At 46.9% G+C, this 21,144-nt stretch carries 14 protein-coding genes; 5 read left to right on the plus strand and 9 right to left on the minus strand.

Translation table 11 applies throughout. The features are described 5' to 3' along the window. Positions 1 to 23 precede the first annotated feature (23 nt). Entirely contained in the window at positions 24 to 1,022 is a 999-nt protein-coding gene (hemB, locus tag AKL11_RS05575; RefSeq protein WP_067515625.1) for a porphobilinogen synthase, read from the minus strand. A 110-nt stretch (positions 1,023 to 1,132) separates the two neighbouring features. Here hemB and AKL11_RS05580 point away from each other — a divergent pair, with 110 nt between their 5' ends. From AKL11_RS05580 to AKL11_RS05590, 3 genes are all read left to right on the plus strand, one after another. Next, on the plus strand, positions 1,133 to 3,253 hold the full coding sequence (locus tag AKL11_RS05580) for a dihydrolipoyl dehydrogenase family protein (protein WP_067515626.1): 2,121 nt from the start codon (positions 1,133 to 1,135) through the stop codon (positions 3,251 to 3,253). A gap of 78 nt (positions 3,254 to 3,331) precedes the next feature. Beyond that, positions 3,332 to 4,072, plus strand: a complete 741-nt coding sequence (locus AKL11_RS05585) for a hypothetical protein (protein ID WP_067515627.1) — start codon at positions 3,332 to 3,334, stop codon at positions 4,070 to 4,072. A 132-nt stretch (positions 4,073 to 4,204) separates the two neighbouring features. Continuing rightward, positions 4,205 to 4,960 (plus strand): hypothetical protein, encoded by a 756-nt coding sequence (locus AKL11_RS05590; protein ID WP_067515628.1) that lies wholly within the window; start codon positions 4,205 to 4,207, stop codon positions 4,958 to 4,960. A 25-nt stretch (positions 4,961 to 4,985) separates the two neighbouring features. On the opposite strand, the gene AKL11_RS05595 is transcribed toward AKL11_RS05590, so the two are convergent. The 3 genes from AKL11_RS05595 to AKL11_RS05605 form a co-directional block, all read right to left on the minus strand. Then, positions 4,986 to 6,089 (minus strand): alkene reductase, encoded by a 1,104-nt coding sequence (locus AKL11_RS05595; RefSeq protein WP_067515629.1) that lies wholly within the window; start codon positions 6,087 to 6,089, stop codon positions 4,986 to 4,988. Positions 6,090 to 6,280: 191 nt separating this feature from the next. Further along, on the minus strand, positions 6,281 to 8,446 hold the full coding sequence (locus AKL11_RS05600) for a penicillin acylase family protein (RefSeq protein ID WP_216636446.1): 2,166 nt from the start codon (positions 8,444 to 8,446) through the stop codon (positions 6,281 to 6,283). Between the two features lie 108 nt (positions 8,447 to 8,554). Beyond that, the gene (locus tag AKL11_RS05605; protein WP_067515631.1) at positions 8,555 to 9,799 is read right to left on the minus strand and encodes a sterol desaturase family protein; all 1,245 of its coding nucleotides are present in this window, start codon (positions 9,797 to 9,799) and stop codon (positions 8,555 to 8,557) included. 130 nt (positions 9,800 to 9,929) lie between these two features. On the opposite strand from AKL11_RS05605, the gene AKL11_RS05610 reads away from it, so the two are divergent. Next, positions 9,930 to 11,036: a hypothetical protein gene (locus AKL11_RS05610; protein WP_067515632.1), complete on the plus strand. Its 1,107-nt coding sequence runs from the start codon at positions 9,930 to 9,932 to the stop codon at positions 11,034 to 11,036. 68 nt (positions 11,037 to 11,104) lie between these two features. Here the strand turns inward: AKL11_RS05610 and AKL11_RS05615 are convergent, their stop codons facing one another. The 5 genes from AKL11_RS05615 to nagB form a co-directional block, all read right to left on the minus strand. Continuing rightward, positions 11,105 to 14,260, minus strand: a complete 3,156-nt coding sequence (locus AKL11_RS05615; RefSeq protein WP_067515633.1) for an efflux RND transporter permease subunit — start codon at positions 14,258 to 14,260, stop codon at positions 11,105 to 11,107. A 12-nt stretch (positions 14,261 to 14,272) separates the two neighbouring features. Then, positions 14,273 to 15,454, minus strand: coding sequence for an efflux RND transporter periplasmic adaptor subunit (locus AKL11_RS05620; protein ID WP_067515634.1), 1,182 nt, complete (start codon positions 15,452 to 15,454; stop codon positions 14,273 to 14,275). Positions 15,455 to 16,172: 718 nt separating this feature from the next. Then, a complete protein-coding gene (locus AKL11_RS05625; protein ID WP_067515635.1) occupies positions 16,173 to 17,378 on the minus strand; it encodes an ROK family transcriptional regulator in 1,206 nt (401 codons plus the stop codon). A gap of 10 nt (positions 17,379 to 17,388) precedes the next feature. Continuing rightward, positions 17,389 to 18,564, minus strand: a complete 1,176-nt coding sequence (gene nagA, locus AKL11_RS05630; protein ID WP_095210208.1) for an N-acetylglucosamine-6-phosphate deacetylase — start codon at positions 18,562 to 18,564, stop codon at positions 17,389 to 17,391. A 15-nt stretch (positions 18,565 to 18,579) separates the two neighbouring features. Further along, positions 18,580 to 19,383, minus strand: coding sequence for a glucosamine-6-phosphate deaminase (gene nagB, locus AKL11_RS05635; protein ID WP_067515636.1), 804 nt, complete (start codon positions 19,381 to 19,383; stop codon positions 18,580 to 18,582). A 241-nt stretch (positions 19,384 to 19,624) separates the two neighbouring features. On the opposite strand from nagB, the gene nagE reads away from it, so the two are divergent. Further along, entirely contained in the window at positions 19,625 to 21,055 is a 1,431-nt protein-coding gene (gene nagE, locus AKL11_RS05640; protein ID WP_067515637.1) for an N-acetylglucosamine-specific PTS transporter subunit IIBC, read from the plus strand. Positions 21,056 to 21,144 lie beyond the last annotated feature (89 nt).

Consider the following 21,144-nt stretch of genomic DNA (forward strand, 5'->3'; position numbering starts at 1 on the left):
ATCTCTGAAGTGAAGTTTTTATGTTATCGCCGAAGAAGTTTTGCGGCATCTTTAGCAAAGTAAGTCAAAATCGCATCAGCACCTGCCCGACGGAAACACATCAGAGATTCCATCATCACAGCTTCTTCATTCAACCAGCCATTGGCGGCGGCTGCTTTGTGCATCGCATACTCACCACTGACCTGATAAGCAAACACAGGCACTTTAAACTCATCTTTCACCCGACGAACCACATCCAGATAAGGCATGCCCGGTTTTACCATCACCATATCAGCGCCTTCGGCCAAATCTGCTGCCACTTCGTGCAGGGCTTCATCACTGTTGGCAAAATCCATCTGGAAGCTGAACTTGTTACTCTTGCCCAGGTTGCTGGCGGAATCTACTGCATCACGGAAAGGACCGTAATAGCTGGATGCGTATTTGGCGGAGTAAGCGAGGATCTGAGTGTTAATAAAACCTTCTGCCTCCAGCTTTTGGCGAATAGCGCCAATACGACCGTCCATCATGTCGGAAGGGGCAACAATATCAGCACCAGCTTCCGCGTGAGACAGTGCCTGCTTAACCAGCACTTCAACGGTTTCATCATTCACCACGTAACCTTGCTCATTGGTCAGGCCATCGAGACCATGAGAGGTAAACGGGTCTAACGCCACATCAGTCATCACGCCCAGTTCAGGAAAGTTCGCTTTCAATGCGCGAACGGCACGTTGAGCGAGGCCTTCGGGATTCCAGGCTTCTTCGGCAAGATCTGATTTTTTGTCTGCCGGTGTTACCGGAAAAAGAGCAATCGCAGGAATGCCCAGTTCAACCAACTCTGCGGCTTCTTCCAACAGCAAATCGATGCTCAGGCGTTCAACACCGGGCATAGATGCGACGGCCTGACGTTGCCCAGAACCTTCGACAATGAACATGGGGTAAATCAAATTATCCACAGACAATTGATTTTCCCGCATCAGGCGGCGAGAGAAATCGTTATAGCGCATACGCCTTGGGCGGCTAGCCGGGAACGGGCGATGGATCATGATTGGTTATCCTTTTATATCGCTTAGATATAGAAGCGGTTTCTAATTCATCAATATGGGTGGCATTATAAGTGAAATAACGTATAAATTCCCTCGAATTGGAAAGCACTATGAACCAGAAAAAATGGATGCTGCTTGCAGTGCTGGTGATTGCCATTGCTGTATTTTATGGGCTGGATGGCCAGCAGTATCTAAACCGGGATTTCTTTCAGGAGTTGTATCAGGATAACCCAGCTCTGACTGCCGGAATTTTCTTTGCCCTCTATGTGGCGGTGACAGGGCTTTCTTTGCCCGGTGCAGCCATTCTTACTCTGGTTGGTGGTGCTATTTTTGGCTTGCTGCCCGGGCTGCTGCTGGTTTCGTTCGCCAGCACGCTGGGTGCCACATTGGCATTCATCTTCTCAAGAACCTTGCTAAGAGACTGGGTAGAGAACAAGTTTTCTGGCTACCTTGGCACCATTAATAAAGGTGTCGAGAAAGACGGTGCCTTTTATCTGGCAACGCTGAGATTGATTCCCGCCGTTCCCTTTTTCGTGATCAACCTCGTTATGGGACTGACCGCCATGCGAGCCTGGACGTTTGCCTGGGTCAGCCAATTAGGGATGTTGCCAGGCACCGCGGTTTTCGTGAATGCCGGCGTTCAGCTTGGTCTGGTTGAAGAGTTATCGTTCAAAGGCATTTTAACACCGGGCTTGATTGCCTCTTTTGTACTGCTGGGTATTTTCCCCTGGATAGCTAAAGCTGTGATGGAAACTCTGCGCCGTCGTCGTGTTTACAGCGCTTTCCAGAAACCCAAAACCTTTGATAATAATCTGACAGTGATTGGCGCTGGTTCCGCCGGGCTGGTCAGCAGTTACATTGCGGCTGCCGTAAAAGCCAAAGTTTCTCTGATTGAAAAACACAAAATGGGCGGCGACTGCCTCAACACCGGTTGTGTACCCAGCAAAGCGTTAATTCGGTCGGCCAAAATGGCCCATTACCTGAAGCGTGCGGACGAGTTCGGCCTCGAACAGGTTGCTGGTGATGTGAATTTTCGAAAAGTTATGGAACGGGTTCAGGATGTTATCAAACAGGTAGAGCCCCACGATTCCATCGAGCGTTATTCCGGTCTGGGCGTTGATTGTGTTACTGGCACTGCCAAGGTTATTAGCCCTTGGGAAGTGGAAGTCGATGGCCAACGAATTCGTACAAAAAACATTATTATTGCCAGTGGTGGCAGACCTTTTGTTCCTCAGTTAGATGGTCTTGAGCATATTCACTACTACACGTCGGATACCATTTGGGAACTCCGTGAAAACCCCGGCCGTATGCTGGTAGTCGGTGGTGGTCCTATTGGCTGTGAGTTGGCTCAAGCGTTCAACCGTTTAGGGGTTCAGGTAACTCAGGTTGACCACGGCAGTCGTCTGTTACACCGTGAGGATGAAGATGTTTCCAAGCTGGTGATGGAGCAGTTCATCCATGATGGTGTGGATTTACGGCTCGGTCATGAAGCGCAGGCCTTTAGAAATGACAATGGCCGGCAGTATCTGGAAGCCAGTGTTCAAGGACAAATCGTACAAATTGATTTTGATGTTGTGCTGTTTGCCACCGGGCGGCAAGCCAATACCAGCAACCTTGGGCTTGAGAATCTGGGCATAGAGTTAACTACCCGTGGCACCATCGCGGTGAACGATTATCTGCAAACACGCTTCCCCAATATATACGCCTGTGGAGACGTTGCAGGGCCTTATCAATTTACCCACACCGCCGCTCATCAAGCGTGGTTCTGCGCTGTTAATGCATTGTTTGGGCGATTTAAAAAATTCAAAGTGGATTATTCAGTGATCCCATGGTGCACCTTTACCGACCCTGAAGTGGCGAGAGTTGGCTTAAATGAACAGGAAGCGCAAGAGCAGGGCATTGCTTACGAAGTGACTAAATACGGGATTGATGATCTTGATCGTGCCATTGCTGATGAAGAAGCACGAGGGTTTGTGAAAGTCCTCACCGTGCCCGGAAAAGATAAAATTCTTGGTGTTACTATTGTTGGTTATCATGCCGGAGAGCTGATCACAGAATACATCAGCGCCATGAAACATGGTTTGGGCATGAACAAAATCCTTGGCACCATCCATATTTACCCAACACTCAGCGAAGCGAACAAGTTTGCTGCAGGTGAGTGGAAGCGGGCTCATGCCCCTGAAAAGGTACTGGAATGGGTGGGGAAATATCACCGCTGGATGCGGCACTGAAAAGTGTGAAGCAGTTGCTGGCGCTACCTGCCAGCAATGCCTAAGCTTAAGGGGTCTATATCAGCAAAGGGATGTTGAATGAACGACCCCGACCCGTCAGGCTACGGTTCGATAATCGAGCAATCTTCAGAACAAAAACCTGCCCTGAAACCTTCCGTCTATAATGATTCAAACCATGATGACGAGAAGAAAATACTCGCAGAATTAAAAGATATCCTGAAAAGCTGTCACGGTATTTTGGACAGCAGCTCTGCAACATTCAAAGAGAGCGTTCAATCAAGTAATCATACCCTTCGAACAAAGATCAGAAACCTTCTCCCTCTTTCTCTATATAAGTTTTTTAGCCGACAGAAACCGATTCATGACCAGAAAAAGCTGGGTTCCATGATTGCGCTTTTTGAGGAGAAAAATCAGGCAGCCTGGCAGAAATTAGGTGAGGCTCGTGCCGAAGGTGTTGGCGAAAAGAGCCTGCGCAGTTTGCAGCTGGAATGTGAACAGACACAGCTCTGGCTGGATCTCTTGGAAGGAAGAGGTGCTTCACAGGTAACCGCAGACCGTTCGCAGGTTGTGGAAAACCTGAAAGCCTGCGTGCTGGCAGAAACAGACAATGAATTTCAGCAGGCTGATGTCGCTTTTCATCAGGCGGTGCATGAAATGAAGATATCGACCGCTCATGAAACCGATCTTAAAGGTGAATTGCAGGCCATGAAAGCAGCCTGTGATGATGAGTTGAAAGAGTTCGAGAAAATGTTAATTGATGAGGCTTCGGCACTCGAAGCTTATCGTCGTTATGGTCAGAAAACGCATCAAAGAGAATGATATTAAATTATTCCATCGTTGTACTTTGCAGAAAAGTTCTATTCACAGTTTCATTATTGCTAACACTTCCTTATGACTCTACTGGTTAGTAGTAGCATGCACTCGCTTAGATGCTGTTAATGAGTGATTTTTATGAGCTTCTCTTTAAAATCTATATTCGGTGATTGCTTTTTGGGCAACAAGAATAATGACAAGTCGAGTGGTAGCGACCGGGGCAGTGGTGTAATAAAAGGTATCAGTAGCGGCCGATCGGCTTCTGGTGTTGACTTGAAGACAAAAACTAAAAGATCAGGAAATACTATTAGTGATTATTTAGGGACCTCAATTAGAGCTAGGACGATAGTTAAGGGTGATGGGTGTATTAGTAAATATAGTCATCTCAATAGAATATCATCGATTTATAGTCTCTCTGAGTCTTTGGATAAAAAGGCTTCGGAAGTAGTCAGAGCGGAGAAAATGAATGAATCCCCAGTTACCGAAACCAGTGGTTACCAGACGGAAGATGCTGAAGAACATGCTATTTACCAAGAGGGTAGTGAATCAGTGCTAAGACAGCGCATAGCCGATTACAGGTATCATTTTGGGTCTCTGGCGCAGGAAAGAGATCGCCTCGTAAAATGTTGTATGCAGCAGGGTTCGTATATTAGGACACTTGAGCAAAAGGTTATCAATTTAAAAAAGGAAGTAGAATATCAGGATCAGTTGATTGAGTTAGCTTATCAGTGCCTGAAATCTGATTTGTCCTCTCCAGAGTCCTGTATGAACTTTTCGAATTATAATCATTTCAAACAGGCACAATTGCCTATGATACCTGCTTGTGAAGTGCAAATGCGGGGGGCATTTGCACCTTCTATGCATCTCAAAAAGCGCAGCGAAACACCGATATGACTTATTGCTGCACACCTTGATCTTCTTAAGCGCTGGCAGCGTATACTCTATAATCCGTCAACCCTTGTTCAGCCCCACCAAACAACGTTGCAGGATCGTGATCCGCTAAAGCGTAACCATTTCGGATGCGCTCTGGCAGATCCGGGTTCGCTACATAGGGGCGCCCAAAACCGATCATATCCGCAAGACCATCAGCAACAGTTTTTTGTGCTTTTTCTGCGTCATACTTACCCGCATAAATCAGAACGCCAGAAAATGCTTTACGCACCGCGTGTTTAAACGAATTCGGAGTTTCCGGAGCATCATCCCAATCCACTTCGGCAATGTGCAAGTACACAATATTGTGCTTATTCAACAATGCAGCCGCAGCGGTATAGGTCTCTGCAGGCGTTGCATCCACAGTACCGTTCAGAGAAGTAAACGGCGCAAGACGTACGCCGACTCGATCTGCGCCAACAGCTTCAACCAGAGCGGAAACGACTTCATTCAGAAAGCGCAGACGGTTTTCAATGCTGCCGCCATATTCATCAGTACGGTTGTTAGCTTCAGAATCAATAAACTGATTGACCAGATATCCATTGGCGGCATGAAGCTCGATGCCATCAAAGCCAGCTTCAATTGCGTTCAAAGCAGCTTGACGATACTGAGCAATCACCATCTGGATATCTGCTTTGGTCATTTCACGGGGTTCGACCACATCAACAAAGCCAGGTTCCTGAGTGCAATTGTCGATAAAAACTTTCACGCCTTCAGCTTTAAGTGCTGAAGAAGAGATCGGTTGCTCACCACCAATATTGTCTGGATGAGTGACTCGACCAACGTGCCAAAGCTGGGCAAAAATCACACCGCCTTTTTCATGAACTGCCGCTGTCGTTTTTTTCCAGCCATCAATCTGCGCTTGTGTATAAATACCCGGTGTCCAGGCGTAACCCTGACCCATTGGCGAGATCTGAGTGCCTTCGGCAACAATCAATCCGGCCGATGCTCGCTGAGCATAGTAAGTTGCCATTATCTCATTCGCTTCATTACCTGGCTGTGTGGCACGGGAGCGAGTCATCGGAGGCATGACAATTCGGTTGTTCAGAGTATGGCGACCCAGCTGCAAAGGCTGAAATAATGTATTGTTCATTGCGATATTGCCTGTTATTCAATGTGGTAGAACGCTATAAGAAAAAGCGATTCTGCAGCCAGAAAATGAGACAATAATAAAGATTTGGTGAGGTATTAAATAATTATCATTTTTTCTTATTTTGATAATTATTTGTTATGGCGACAGCTTTGGAGAATGCAGTTCAAAGATGACGCCATAATCAATATTTGCTACTGATCCTGAGGGCGATAACGACGGGATAGGTGGCTCTCAAGGTCTGCTTTTGACAGTCTTACCGGTTTTAGATCGTGGTTAGTAAAAAGTTCCATCTGATCGTCATAGTGAGCTGATGTCTGGTTCAGTGTGGCACTGCCAAAATTATGCACAGAAGATGAGCTGACTTGCCCATGCTCATCCCACTCCACAAACATGACATAACTGTCTCCAGCGCGATTTTTCAGAATGCCACTGTCTTCTTGTAAATCCCCGTAAACAGCACGAAGCACATCAGGCCCTCCGGAAATCGGCAGGCTTTTGTTGCCGTGTACATGACGGTTAACCTGCCCGTATGGAATATCAACGGTTGCGTGTGTTTCAAGCAGTAAGTCGACAGCTTTTACAAATTCGGTGGCAATATTGACAGCCTCTTTGCTCTTTTTTCCGTACTTTAGAGACTCCTGCAACGTCAGAATGGCTAGTGCTGCCTGCCGGTTGTTTTTATCAGTATCCAGATTCCATTGTTGAAGGTGGTCAAAAGCAGAGATATAAGGCTCTTGTTGTAAGTCTTCCGGTAAACCCTGTTCTAAAAACTGCTTAAACTTGACGATCACGTCAGAATGCTCGCTGTATCGAGTATCGAATTTATACAGATGAAAATCCTGAGCACTGATGCTCGGATCACCTTTAAAGAGCTCTTCTATACGACGGGCTCTGTTAGTCCATTGCATTTCCAATCCCATTGAAGCGGGGAAGTTTTTGATATCAGGCTCACCATCCCCTTCGGAGGCGTTGAAAGGTGAATTGTTGGCGTTGTACACCATGCCGGAAGGCGGGTTTTGTGTGTGAGGAATCTTACCGACTGGCCAGTAATCGCTCCAAATCAGAGTGCTGTCATCGCCAGGTAGAATACCTTGCCAGTCTGTCGTTACTTCTCGTTTTGGCATCATGGCATTGTATAAATGGCCAATATTGCCTTTAGAGTCAGCATAGACGTAGTTGATCGATGGCATGGCCATTATGTCGAAGGCTGAAATGAATTCATCCAAGTTCTCTGCCTGATTGATTCGATACAGAAAATCCAGCGTTCGCACTTCGCCCATACCCGCCCAGCGCACCGCAAATACACCGTCGTCTGTTTGCAGTGCTGGACCATGTTTGGATATCAGTATTTCTTTATTGACTGACAGCCTGAAGTGTCCAAAGACTTTCACGACAATGGGTGCAATTCGGATATCAAAATCCAGCCATTCTCCATCCAGCAGATATTTTGTTGGATTTTCCAAGTCATCAACCGCCAGCTCATAAACATCCACAAGGTCGGGTTTGTTGACGGTGTTTGACCAGCCAACGTGTTGGTTATGACCATGGATAATCAACGGTGCGCCGGGGAATGTAGAGCCGGCAATATCCAGGCCATTCTCCGATTTTAATCGAGCTTCATACCAGGCGACCGGGCCAGTCAGTGGTTGATGAGAGTTAACCAAAAGTCGTGTATGCCCGTCATCGCTGCGATGGGGGGCAACCGCAATTCCCTGACTGCCGGTAGGTAGCGAATCTTCCTGCCCCCATAGAAATGCCGTTTGACCGGAGTTACTCATTTGCTCCCTGTGCTCTTTGACTAGCTCACCAGAAAATAGCTCACCCATTACTCGATCAAAGCCATAAAACAAAGGGGTTTTGAAAGTGAAACCCGCAACAATGTCCTGCCCTTTCACTGGCAGTAGCCACGGAGAAATAACATCCGGATGTTTTGCTGCATAGAGGTTAAGCCCGTCAGCATAGGCTTCTGCAATCTGTCGAGTATCTTCAGGCAGAGAGCTGTACTTTGCGGTAATGGCCTCACTGACACCCATAAAGTTGATAAGGAAGTCGGTTTTTGCCGCATCAAACCCTTTTTCAGCAGCAATGGTGCCACGGGTTGCCAGAATCACATCCTGAATAGTTGCAAAGTCATCTTCAGCATGGGCGTAGGCAAGGCCAAATACAGTATCGGTGTCGTTTTTTCCGTAGATATGAGGAACGCCGTATTCATCCCGCAGAATCTCAACATCGTATTTCTCAGCAGCTGTTTGAAAAGGCGATAAATCAGGCAGCGATGGGTAGGTCATCCATGCGACAAAATAAGCAACGGGCAAAGTAATGATAACTGCCAAACAACAACGTTTAAGAAATCCCAAGAGTGCCACCTGTTTATGATTATTGTAGGGTCTGGAGGATGTTAAAAAGCTTAGAGAAGTGCCGCCTGATTGAAAAGTGTTATTTCAACCAGACGGTTGCAGCAGATTCTATGTCATATTGTTTGCTGTTTTTTGATTAAGGCAATTCTTAGCTTTAGAAATTTTGCTCAATAAGAGAATGGATATCGATCCTGAGACTAAAATAAACTGCCATGGCCATGCATCAAGATAGCCGGGCCAAAAGTGGTTTGATAGGAATACTGAAGCGCCCGACAAAGTGAATCTGGTGATTTCCATCCAGAATAATCCGGAGGGCTTTTCCAGTAACCAGCCAACACTGATCAGATTCAGTGTCAGTATTCCTGTCCAGAGTATATTGAAGCCATAAGGTGTTGCGTGATTGATGGCCATCAGGGCGATGGTTGCCAGCACCAGTACAGAAAACTGAGCAATAGCATAAATCTGCAGAGTAAGGCTCGCTCCAGGGTTGTAATCCTGATAAGCGTGAATATCTGGCATTGTCATTGGGCTGGCGACGTCTGATGGGCGGTAACCGGTTCTTCTAAACCAGAGCGTGAACTTATCTTTCCAGTTTTTGGTTTGCCACGCGTCTTTACCCATGTCGATATAGAGGTGCAGATTGGCCCATAAGGGATTCCAGCTGCGCAGTGGTTTCAGAGTGCCGTAGCGAATAGGTTCGTAGTTCTCGTCTTCTTCCATAAACGTGCCGAACAGGCGATCCCAGAGAATAAAAACACCGCCGTAGTTTTTATCCAGATACTTCCGGTTTTTTGCATGATGAACCCGATGATTTGAGGGCGTGACAAAGAACCATTCAAACCACCCAAGTTTTGGGACATGACGGGTATGCACCCAGTATTGGTAAAGCAGGTTGATTAAGCTGACCGTTAAGAAGATGTGGGGAGGAATGCCCAGCACCGCCATTGGTACGTAAAAGACCCAGCCGGAGAAAAAACTGGTACTGGTTTGCCGCAGGGCTGTGGTCAAATTGTATTCTTCACTTTGATGATGAACCGAATGGGCGGCCCAGAGAATATTCATCTCATGCCCTTTTCGATGATGCCAGTAATAAAAAAAGTCCTGCAGTATAAAGCCCAGTACCCATACCCAAAGAGCATCACCATTTAATGAAATAAATGCAGTGTGGTTATAGATCAGGGTATAGATACCCAGTTTGAGGATAACGCCGGTGGTTATGCTCAACATGCCGGTGCTCAAACTACTGAGAGCATCGTTAACCCGGTAATAATCTTTCTTTCTAACCACTGTGGTGATGATTTCGATAAGAATCATCAAGAAGAAAACCGGTATGGCATAAACAATGGGATTCATGAAACGGAGCCTGTTTTTTTTATTGTTATGAGGCTATTTCTAACATGCTTGTGGGGAGAAAAAAATATTTAGGTTGAACTTGTGTTGCATCCACGAGTCTAATTTAAATGTTTTTGGGTAGGAAAATGGCATGAACGTTGGAAGCGCTGCTGGATTTGCTGCAGCAGTAGCAAGAAAAAAACCTGAGCAGTTTATGCATTTAGAGGCTCAAAGTAACCGTGGTAGGGTGAATTCGGATACTAGTCGTCGTCCAAACAAGTTATCTCTATTTGAAAGGCGAAGAGTAGCAGCGGGTATTTCTTTACCAGAGTTGCATTCAGTGGGAAATAAATCGTCTTTAGCTCTGGATCATATCATTAACGCCATTAAAAAAAAGCCTTTAAATTATGGGTTTAATGAAAAGTGTACAAACACGGTTGTATCTAGACATGAAGAAATTAAATTTTATCGATTCAAGGGGCATAATGAGCAGAATATATATGTACATTCATTGCGCCCTGAGGTCAAAAGATCAAATGACGATTATGATCAGTTTGGTAAGGATTTTTGGCTTCAGATAGCTGATAGCAAAGTACAGAGAGTCGTGGCTTTCGCAGATCCACCGTTCAAGCCAAAGTACATGCCGCCTGCAAGCAACAAAGGTTGTATATTTGCTCCAGATGATCTCAATGTTGGAGACAGTCGGTCTTTTGATGAGGATGTTGAGGTAACAGTCAAGGAAATTAACTCTCTTGAAACATTGCGGGAATTGCCTTCATCAACCACAAATGCAAGGGAAGTGATTGTTGAACTAAAAGTCTCAGACATAAATAAGTCTGTAGCTGACAAGTACAAGGTATGCGTTGATCAGATTTATGGTTGGGATGATGCAGGTTCGTTGAAGCCTGAGTTTTCTAAACAAATAGTGAATAGGTTGGACTGTGGGAATGTACAGATTCACTGTGAAGAAGGAAAAAACAGAAGCCCTGCCGCTATTGTTATGTATCAGCTCTACTTGCAAAAGGAGTCACTGAGTGCTGAAAACATAATTGAAAAAATTGCTTTAGAAGTTGCTAAAGTGAGGCACTACCGCCATATGCCAGACGCTATAAACGATGCTGCTCTGGAAACGATAATTTTGTATGCGCTCGACCTTCTAAAGCTTCAGGCTGAAGATTTGTTTCCTATCACTCCAAGCCCCCTATCGGGTTCAGTACCTGCTACCCCCCTGGCAGCCTTCGATATCCAAAAGTGCTGAGCCAACTTAAAGGGCAACACGGGCTAAGGTTATATGATCGCTATCAACCATAACCCGCATTATTTGATTTAAGGGGATGCTAGATTTTGGTTACCAAACAGAGAACGGAAAAATTGTTTGATATCTTCCACCATCAGGTAAAGCGCCGGCGTCAGCATCAGAGTAATGACTGTACCAAACAGAATGCCGAACCCCAGTGATACCGCCATGGGAATGACAAACTGTGCCTGAAGGCTTTGTTCCAACGTGATGGGCACAAGGCCGAGGAACGTGGTCAATGACGTCAGTACAATGGCCCGGAAACGCTCACGGCCAGCATTCATCACCGCATCGGTTAACTGCATGCCCTGCTCTCTGGCTTTGTTGATAAAATCCACCAAAATTAAACTGTCGTTCACCAATACACCGGCGAGGGCAATCAAACCAAAGATCGACATCATGCTTAATTGCAGATCCAAAAGCATATGCCCAATCACTGCACCCACCAAACCAAAAGGAATGATACCCATGATGATGATTGGCTGCAGATAGGACTTCAGCGGAATAGCAATCAGTGCATAAATACCCAGCAAGGCCACCATTGTTAATAGTGCCAGCTGCTGCATTGAGCTTTGCTCTTCTTGAGTTGCACCACCGGTTTGAATATCCACTGTCGGATATTTTCCTTTAAGCTCTGGCATCAACTCCTTCATGACCTCTTTGACTACCGTGCTGGCTTCCAGTTTGCTGGTATCCAAATCCGCACTGACCGACAGTGAACGTTTACCATCAGTACGGCGAATGAATGGCGTACCTTCAGAAGCTTCTACGCTGGCAACCTCAAAAAACGGCACCTGACTGCCATCAGCCGTTCGGATTCGGACGCTTTCCAAATCTTTCAGATCGTTACGTTCCTCTGTAGGATAACGAAGCATAACCTTAACTTCTTCACGACCACGTTGAATGCGCTGAACCTCTTCGCCGTAGAAACCCTGCCTGACTTGGTTGCCTAGTTCTGCAAGTGTGAGGCCTAACGCTTGCCCACTGGGCAGAATGTCCAGAATCACTTCTTCAGAGGCGCTTTCCGCCGAGTTTTCTACATCGAACAGACCTTCATAACGGTTTAGATAGGCTTCCAGCTCATCCGCGGCTTGCTCCAAGTGTTCGCTGTCTTTGCCCTGCAATTTGAAGAAAACGGGCTTACTGCCACCGGCATTCTGTGCAGCAGAAAACGTCAGCTGTTGAATACCTGGAATCTCACCGGTTTTCTCCCGCCATTGCTCTTCCACTTCTTGAGGGCTGAGGCTACGGGATTCATTTTTAATCAGCTCAACAAATGCCGAGCCTTCATTATCACCCATGGACCAGATATTGATGCTTTCGTACACACCTTTACTGTCAGGATGTGTGTCGCGGTACTCCTGATCCAGTTCCAGCATCGCCTGCTCAAGACGGGTTAATGCGTTATTTCGTTGCTCGATGGTGCTGCCAGACGTCATCGATAGATTAACCCGGACGTATTCACTGGGCACTTCCGGGAAAAAGGAGAAGCGAACCAATGGGCTGTTAATAACGCCACCCAGAACGATCATCAAGCCAACAAAACCAAAAATAGTGATATAGCGGTTAATAGTGACCCATTGAATCAACGGCAGATAATAGCGTTCAATCACCCCTTCAAACCAGAGAGCGAATCGATCCTGAAGCTTGGTGATTCTGCTTTTTGGCCCCTGATTCTGATCCAGCTTTTTCATGTGAGCCAGATGAGCTGGCAGAATGATTTTTGATTCCACCAGAGAAAAGAACAGGCAGAAAATAACAACAATGGTTATGGATTCAAAAAAGGGCGCTCCCCGGCCTTCAATAAACAATAAAGGCATGAAGGCAGCCATGGTCGTTAATACGCCAAACGTGGCAGGCACAATAACTTTATTAACGCCGATGATAACGTTATCCATAGTGTGTCCGTGACGGGAAATCCGCGTGTAAACACTCTCTCCAATGATAATGGCGTCATCCACCACAATCCCCAGCACCAGTATAAAAGCAAACAGGCTGAGCATGTTGATGGAGACGGGTAACAGTCCATTAGGCATCAACCAGATGGCGCCTAAGAAACAGACCGGAATACCCACAATAACCCAGATTGCCACCCGTATACGCAAAAACAAACTGAGCAGCAGGAAAACCAGAATCGCCCCGAAGAACATGTTCTCCATCATCATATCGATGCGGCCTTCCAGGTAGTAAGAGATATCCCCCCAGATCTTTACAGAAACGCCCTGAGGCAGCTTATTCTCGTACTCTTTTAGGAATTCTTTGACGGCTGCTGATGTTTTCAGGTCATTACTTTGAGTCTCGGAAACGATTTCAATGGAAATAGTATTCTGACCATTAAACCGGAACAATCCGCTTTCTTCTTCAAAGCCATCATAAATGGACGCAATGTCCGACAGTAAAAGTCGACTGCCGTCTGGATTGGTTCGAATGACGAAATCAGAAAAGTCGATGCCTTTATACGCCTGTCCTCGGGTTTTAACCGCAATATCGCCTTCGCTGGTTTTGATGGATCCGCCGGCAACATCAACGGAACCTCTTCTCAGGGCGTTAGCCACTTCATTAAAGGTTAAACCATACTCTCGCAATGAGGCTTCAGAGATTTGAATGGAGATTTCCAGCTCATCATCGCCGATCAGATTAGTGTTCAATACTTCCGGGAGCGTTAACAGTTGATCCTGAAGGTTTTGCGCCGTTCTTTGCAGGGAGAGTTTGTCTATATCACCGTATAGGCCTACAAACAAAACCTGCTCATTGGGCTCCAGCTTGGAAACTACCGGGTCTTCTGCATCGCCGGGGAGATTGGTGATTCCATCCACTGCTGTTTTTACATCGTCGTATAGCTGGTCAATATCGTAGCCAGAGTCCAGTTCAGCCTGAACTTGACCATAGCCTTCCCAGGCCAGAGACTTTACTTCTTTAATACCCTGAATATCCCGCAAAGACTCTTCAACCTTCAGAAGAACACTTTGTTCAATATCCAGCGTGCCTGCACCAGGATAGACAACAGCAACCTGTACCGTATTGGTGGCAAAGTCGGGAAACATCCGTTTTTTAATGGTGAAGGCAGACATCAGACCCGCTGCAATGATCAGAATCATCAGCAGGTTTGCAGCCACCGGGTTATTGGCAAACCAGGCGACAATGCCCTTATTGCTTTGCGTGCTATCGGAGGACGAAGTGCTCATAAATTGCCTCCTTTAAGCCGCGTCAGGGCGGTCGATGGTTTCTGCGGTAAGAAGTTCGCCTTTGATGCGCACTTTCATGCCTTCGATGGGAAGTGAAAGTGGGGTTAAACAAATTCTGTCGCCTGATTTCAGGCCGCCATTCACGAAAACCGCCGTATTATCGCTGTAGATCAGGTTGATAGAGCGGAACTGAACAGTGCTATTTTCATCAATGATCAACACTTTGCCATCACCGTAGATCGCATTTCTGGGTAAACGGAATAAGCCATCAAGGGATTTTCCAGTGATTGCTGCCTGCGCAAAGCTACCGGATTTTAGGGGTGTTTGTGGTATTGTCGCGTTCAAACCATAAGGGTCAGTAACTTCTGCCACCACATAGTGCATCCGACTTCGGTCGTCGACGACACCTTCCGCTCTCGTCAGTTCGGCGTTCCATTTTACCTCCTGAAGACCAAAGCGCTGGGTGAGTTTCACCGGTGCAGGCATAGCAATAAAAGCCAGATCCGACGATTTAACCGGTAAACGAATTTCAGCCTTGTCCACAGAGAAAATCGAACCAGCCTGACTGCCAGCCATAACAAATTGCCCAAGGTTGAGCGTGCGTTCTTTGACCATGCCATCATAAGGGGCTTTAATCTGCGTGCGCTCGAGGTCTCTTTGAGCTTTGCGCAATTGGGCTTCTGCCGCCTTTACATTGGCGCGAGCTTCGGCAACGTACGGTGTTCTTAACAAGAGTGCTGGAGCCGCATCCAGTTTTTTACCGCTTTTCAGCCAACTTTTCTTTTCCGCTTCGGCACGGGCGCTTTCTTCCTGTAAACGTGCGGTACTGGCCGCTAATGAGGCTTCAGCCTGGCTTAGTGAAACTTGATAGTCACTGTCGTCAATACGCGCCAGCACATCGCCTTTCTTGAAGACACCACCACTGACAAAGGCGGTAGAAACCGATTTAACAACACCAGATACTTCAGAAACCATTGTCGTTTCTATGGATGGGGACACGACACCTTGACTGTTAATGGTCAACTGCAGTGATTGTGGTTCCAGTATTATGCTATCGACGAGAGGAACCGGATCAGGCTCACGCTCTTTTTCAGGTGTTTCCTTCCAGCTGGAAAGGGCAACGGCAATGAGAATGCAGATAACCAGAATGCCAACGGATAGGGTTAGCTGACGAGGTGCGAATTTTTTTGCCACGGTAACAGTCCGTATCAATATATTATTATTTTGGTCAGGTGCTTTCTGATAACACCGGGGAAATTATTATCTCGGGTATCTGTACGCTATTGCTATATGGGTGTAAAGGAGTCTTACTCAAACCTTTAATAGTGAGCTAAGGAACTGTCACAAAATAACTTCCACATTTAACCAGAACCGTTGTTCGTTTACCGTAAAATCCTTGCTGCTTGTGCTTTTACGGACAACGGAAAACGCTTCTCTGAGCAGTGAAGTTATTCAGGGACAGTTCCTAAGCATTAGAGTATGTGCTTTTTCTCAGCAAGTCTTTTGAAATTGGTGAAAAACGTTGCCTTTTTCAGGGTTTGTAACAGAAAAGTTTGGTCGTCTGGTATTTTTATAAAAAGCATCTCTGATGTCTGCTTTTTGTGATCTGTGTCACAAATTTTAGTGATCAATAGTCATACAGTGCATTTGTACATAAAACGTATTTTTGTGTTGCTTGACGCTGGAATTTGAAGATACAGAACTATGCCATCAATTTTTGCAACGGGCTCATTTACCATCTCATTGATCATTACACCGGTCATTAGCATGAATGTGAGGGTAATACCATTGAACTTCCAAAACCTGAAAGTCGTCAATATCAGGTGATTAGGGAAGTTGTGAACGACATAAATTGGAAGAATTTTAAAAACTATAAAGTCATCTGTGCCACTTAACCGTTACTACTGAGTTATTAATGAATGTATTTCAAAATTAAGCCATCCTGCAGCAATGCTTTTCTTACCAGCGTAAATCCGCCATACCAGGGGCTATCATAAAGGGATGAACAGACGACATCGGTTTCCAGGTTAGGATTCACCGATACGGTCTGGGTATGAAGGCAGTGTTTGATGACCGGATGAATAACATCGAATGCCTGACACATTTCTCCAGCCAGAACGACCTTGTCTGGTCGCAACAGATTAACACCCATAGCAATGGCTCGGCCAAGATTGCCAGCGGCTTCTTTCAAAAGGTCAGTGGCTAATTTGTCACCTTTATTGGCCGCTTTACAGATGGCAGTCATGTCCGCTCTGGCTTTAAGCGTGCTGGGAACACCAGACGCCAGTAGTTTATGACACCGCTCTTCAATGGCTGAATTGCTGACCAGCGTTTCCAGACAACCAAAATTTCCACAATAACAGCGGGCGCCCAGTGGTTCGATCTGGATATGGCCAATTTCACCGACGGCTAACGTGCTGCCTTCGTAGAGTTTGCCATCCAGAATCATGCCTGCACCAACACCATTGTGGACGCTGACCAACAGGCTGTTTTTCACATCACGGGTCACTCCAAAGTGATGTTCAGCCAATGCCATGGAGGCTATAAAGTTGTTGATATAGCAGGGAATGCCAAGGGCATTGGAAACGTGCTCAGCCAGTGGCAGGTTATGCACTGACAGGTGTGGCATAAAGGTCACGATGCCGGTGGCAGAGTTCACCAGGCCGGGTGTTGTAATACCAACACCCGCCAGGCAACGGATATGTTTTTTCTGTTTCCGGAGAAAAGTTTTCAGAGCGGATAACAACTGTTCGGTAAATTCATTTTCACTGTGGGGGTGCAGTGGTTCTGAATATTTAGCAAGCAGCTTACCGGAGATATCACAAAGACCAATATGAAGCCGTGTTCTACCGGCCCGGGCTGCAAGAATCTGCAGCTGGCCTTGAGTCGGCGCCAGAGAAGTAGCCCGACGACCGCGCTCAGAGGTTTGCTGCTCCTGCTCAACAATCAGATCTGCATCCATTAGCTGCCGGGTGATGCGGGTAACGCTGCCGGCAGCAAGACGACACTGTCTGGCAATCTGAATTCTGGATATAGAGCCATGTTCAACAATCGCCTTATAGACGGCTGAAACATTGCGCTCTTTGACAAAATCCAGATTGGCAATTACAGATGTCATGATATCCCTATCACTGTTGATTCAACTTTAATGTTCCGCCACTGACCGTTCCACGCATCTGGAAACTGTCGTTAAAGATCGCCAGATTGGCATACTGCCCAATAGCGATGCTTCCCATATTTTTCGCTTGATGGATGGCTCTTGCTGCATTGATGGTTGCCATACGAATCACTGCATTCGCATCGATTCCGGCGTCAATGCTATTGGCAACCGCTTCAATCATGGTCAGCGCTGAGCCGGCAAGCGTACCATCGGCGTTAGTGCACTTTCCATCTTTGTGGTAAATGGTCTGACCAGCGAAGAGGAACGTTTCCATTTCAGTGCCGGCAGGCGTTGTAGCATCAGTGACCAATACCAGACGATCGCCCATTATGCGATGAGCAATGCGCAGGTTTTCAAAGGCCAGATGATGGCCGTCCGCAATAATGCCGGCACCAAGACGCTGGCTATCAAAAACAGCACCGACAACGCCGGGTTCACGACTGCCCAACGGGCTCATCGCATTGTGTAGATGCGTGGCAAAGGAGGCTCCGGCCTGTTCTGCTATTTTGGCCTGAGCACAGGTCGCATTGGTATGACCAAGAGAAACGACAATGCCCGCCTTGCTGAGCTTTTCAATGGTGCCTTCCGGACAGGATTCCGGTGCCAGTGTCATCATGGCAACCACATCGGCATTGTCGCAGATGTAATCGATCATTTCGGCAGAGGGCGTGCGGATAATCTCCGGGTCGTGGATACCTTTGCGCTTTTTATTCAGGTATGGGCCTTCAAGGTGAACACCGGGAATACGATCCGGGTGCTTTGCCATGTACTCACGGGTGACCTGAATAGCACGGCGAATGTCCTCATCCGCGCTGGTGATCAGTGTGGGAAGAAACGCTGTGCAACCGGATCGAAGGTTTGCTTCGTGCATGGTATCCAGTGTGTCGGCGGATATATCGGCATTAAACAACACACCACCACAGCCGTTTAATTGGAGATCAATGAATCCCGGGCTGAGGGTTAGGCCATGAAGATCGATCTTCTCAACGTTTTCAGGGATATCCTGAACGGAGCAAGTGGCTGAAATACGACCATTATCTATAATGATAGCGTTGAAGTCAGGCTGCTCCGGTTGACCGGTCAATGGTTTGAAATTAACCAGTGCATAAGTTTGCTCCGGGCTGAAAGGCGACTCTTCAGACATGTTGAATCACTCCGTTCAGGCAAAATCTTTGATGTTGTCGTGTTCAATATCCTGGAAATAACGCAGGGTACGAACTTTCAGATCCAGCGTAGCAGGATCGTCGCAGACCATGATGGACTTTGGGTGCAGCTGCAGGGCAGAGATGGTCCACATATGGTTGACAGAACCTTCCACTGTCGCCTGTACGGCGCGTGATTTATCAGCACCAGTGGCCAGGATCATTAATTCACGGGCATCCAGAACCGTACCGACGCCGACAGTCAGGGCCAGCTTGGGTACCAGGCTGATGTCCTGATCAAAAAAACGGGCGTTTGCCTGACGGGTTTCAGTGGTCAGGGTTTTGATGCGAGTACGGGATGCCAGTGAAGAGCCCGGTTCGTTAAAAGCAATGTGACCATCATGTCCCACGCCGCCCATGAACAGTTCAATACCGCCATAGCTTTTGATGACTTCTTCGTAACGCTGACATTCTGCTTCCAGATCACTGGTGTTGCCATCCAGAAAGTTGATGTTGACTGCCGGGATGTCCACATGATCAAAGAAGTTTCGATGCATGAATACCCGGTAACACTCAGGGTGATCTGCCGGAAGTCCAGCATATTCATCCATATTGAATGTGACAACATGAGCAAAGCTAACCTCTCCCGCCTGATGTAGGCGAACCAGTTCCTGATAAGTCGGAATTGGGGTGCCGCCCGTAGGGAGGCCGAGTACAAACGGGCGTTCCGCTGTTGGGTTAAAAGCGTTGATGCGCTGAACAATGTAGCGGGCAGCCCATTGACCAACAGAAGGTTTGTCCTTGAGAGGGATGAATCGCATGTTTCAGTACTCGAATTTTGTGTCTGGTGGAAGGTGTTTCATTTATAATAGATTATATATTTTTCGATGGAAAATAAATGGCGTTAAATTTGTCTGTCAAGGCGAATAATGACTGGTTTTTGTTGATCCTTATCAAAGTTTTGAGGGTTTATATTTTTTTTCGAAAAATAAATGGGTAAGCTGTAGCGGTAATACGTACAGATGTACCTACTCACTAAAACTATATAACGGTTGATCGATCATGAACGTTTTGGGTTACTTACAGAAACTCGGCAAGGCGCTGATGCTGCCCATTGCCGTTTTGCCTGTGGCGGCGCTCTTGCTTCGCCTGGGTCAGCCAGACTTGCTTGGCATTCCATTTATGGCAGAGGCGGGTAACGCCGTATTCAGTAATCTTGCATTACTGTTTGCCATGGGTATTGCCGTTGGTCTGTCTATTGATGGCGCAGGTGCTGCTGCCATCGCTGGTGCTGTTGGCTTTTTCATTTTAAAAGCAACCACCGCTACCATTAATCCGGATATTGATATGTCGTTCTTTGGCGGCATCATCAGCGGTATTGTCGCCGGACATTCTTATAATCGTTTCCATGCGGCTTCTTTACCAGACTACCTTGCTTTCTTTGGTGGTAAACGACTGGTGCCGATCATGACCGGTCTGTTTATGCTGTTGATTGGTTGGGTCAGTGGGTATGTATGGCCTGGCATTCAAAGTGGCATTGATGCCTTTGGTCACGCTGTTGCCGATTCTGGCGCCATTGGCCAGTTCGTTTACGGTACGTTAAACCGAGGCTTGATTCCTTTCGGTTTGCATCACGTACTGAACTCCTACTTCTGGTTTGGTCTGGGTGATTTCACTAACGTTGCCGGCGATATTGTTAACGGTGACCTGCATCGCTTCTTTGCTGGCGATCCAACCGCAGGTGTCTTCATGACCGGCTTCTTCCCGGTAATGATGTTTGGTCTTCCTTCTGCTGCATTGGCTATGTATCTGACTGCTGATAAAAGTCGTCGTGCGCAGGTTGGTGGTGTGCTGTTCTCAGTAGGCCTGACGGCGTTTCTGACCGGTATTACTGAGCCTCTGGAGTTCCTGTTCATGTTTATGGCGCCAGCGCTTTATGCGGCACACGCCGTATTAACTGGTCTCTCTCTGGTAGTGACTAACGCCATGGGCACCCTGCATGGATTCGGTTTCTCCGCCGGTCTGTTTGACATGGTGCTAAACTGGGGATTGGCAACTAATCCATGGACACTGGTCGTCATTGGTCTTGTATTTGCGGTTATCTACTTCTGTGTTTTCTACTTCGCCATTAAAATCTTCAACCTGAAAACGCCGGGTCGTGAAGATGAAGATGAAACTGCTGGCGCTGCAGTATCAACAGAAGACAAGCAGGGCATGAGTGATAATGCTTACGAGGCACGCCAGTATTTAAAAGCTATTGGTGGTCTAAATAACGTCACCAGTATTGATGCCTGTATTACTCGCCTGAGATTGTCGCTGAAAGATCCAGCGGTGGCAGACGAGCGTGTAGTTAAGGCGCTGGGCGCCAGTGGCATGATCCGAGTCGGTGAGAAAAATCTGCAGATTATTCTTGGTCCAAAGGCAGAAATTATTGCCGGAGAGATGAAAAAGATTGCTGCAGATGAAGATCTGGGTAGTATACGCCTCCCTTAAAAAGGGTAATTAGTTCAAAGTCCTGACCTGCCAGGAATGATGTGCCGGCCATAATAGTGAATACTACTTAACTGGCTGGCATTCATGTT

Source organism: Endozoicomonas ascidiicola, from assembly GCF_001646945.1.
Taxonomy (GTDB): domain Bacteria; phylum Pseudomonadota; class Gammaproteobacteria; order Pseudomonadales; family Endozoicomonadaceae; genus Endozoicomonas; species Endozoicomonas ascidiicola.